At 65.2% G+C, this 1,273-nt stretch carries 1 protein-coding gene; it reads right to left on the reverse strand.

Translation table 11 applies throughout. The features are described from left to right. Positions 1–7 precede the first annotated feature (7 nt). Positions 8–1,249 (reverse strand): arginine deiminase, encoded by a 1,242-nt coding sequence (arcA, locus tag DXD39_RS10035; RefSeq protein ID WP_117774421.1) that lies wholly within the window; start codon positions 1,247–1,249, stop codon positions 8–10. Positions 1,250–1,273 lie beyond the last annotated feature (24 nt).

The raw sequence follows: 1,273 nt of genomic DNA on the forward strand, positions 1-1,273 counted from the left end.
GAAAACCTTAGAGGTCCTCGCGCCAGAAGGGCATGCTCATGCAGCGCGGGCCGCCACGGCCGCGGGAGAGCTCGGCGGAGGGCACGACGAGAAGGTCCAGGCCCTCCTTGTACAGCACGTCGTTGGTGACGGTGTTGCGGGCGTAGACGCAGATCTTGCCGGGCTCGACGCACAGGGTGTTGGAGCCGTCGTTCCACTGCTCGCGGGAGGCCGCGATCGGGTCGCCGCCGCCGCAGGGGATCAGCTTGACCTGGTCGACGCCGGTGGCGTCCTCCAGGACGTGCTCGAGGGTGTCCTCGATCAGGCGGATGTTCACGTCGCCCGGGTTCTTGCCGGCGGTCAGCTCGTAGACGCGCAGGGTGCCCATGATGGCGGGGTGGATCGTGAACTTATCGACGTCGATCTGGGTGAAGACCGTGTCGAGGTGCATGAAGGCGCGCGAGACGGGGATGTCGAAGGCCAGGATGCGCTCGACCTTGGAGTCGGAGTTCCAGAAGATGTTCTGGGCCATGACGTCGATCGCGGCGGCCTGGGTGCGCTGGGAGATGCCGACGGCGAGGGTCTTCTCGTTGATGTTCAGCACGTCGCCGCCCTCGGTGTGGAACTGGCAGTCGCGGCGGAAGTACAGGGAGACGTCCTTGTAGTCGGGGTGGTACTTGAAGACGTACTTGCCGTACAGGGTCTCGCGGTTGCGGGTGACCGAGTACATGCGGTTGAGGTTGACGCCCTCGCCGACGACCGCGAACGGGTCGCGGGTGAAGTAGAGGTTGGGCATCGGGTCGATGATCAGGTCGGACTCGGACTCGGAGTTGACCAGGGAGTCGAGGGTCGTGGACGCCGTGAGGGGCATGTCGATCTCGGCCTTGGTCATGCCGGCCATGGTCTTCTTGACGAACTCGAGGTTGTCCTCGATGGAGTCCAGCTTCTCGCGGACGATCTGCGGCATCTGCTGGCCGCGGATGCCCGCCTCGGCGATGTACTGGTCGGTGAACTCGGCGCGGGCGCCGGGGACCTGGTCGAACACCTCTGCGACGAGGTTCTCGAGGTAGAGCACCTCCACGCCCTGGTCCCTCAGGATCTGGGCGAAGGTGTCGTGCTCCTGCTGCGCGACCTCAAGGAACGGGACGTCGTCGAACAGGAGTCGCTCGAGCTCGTCGGGCGGCAGGTTGAGGAGCTCGTCGCCGGGACGGTGCAGGCAGACCTTCCTGAGCTTGCCGATCTCGGAAGGCACGTGCAGACCTTTCGTCATGGCCTCCTACCTTTCTTTCGGGCC

The sequence above is a fragment of the Collinsella sp. TM04-29 genome (genome assembly GCF_003466565.1).
Lineage (GTDB): Bacteria > Actinomycetota > Coriobacteriia > Coriobacteriales > Coriobacteriaceae > Collinsella.

Bases quoted from the DNA above. Each gene is read 5' to 3' on its own strand.
- arcA (WP_117774421.1), bottom strand. From the start codon at position 1,249: ATGACGAAAGGTCTGCACGTGCCTTCCGAGATCGGCAAGCTCAGGAAG.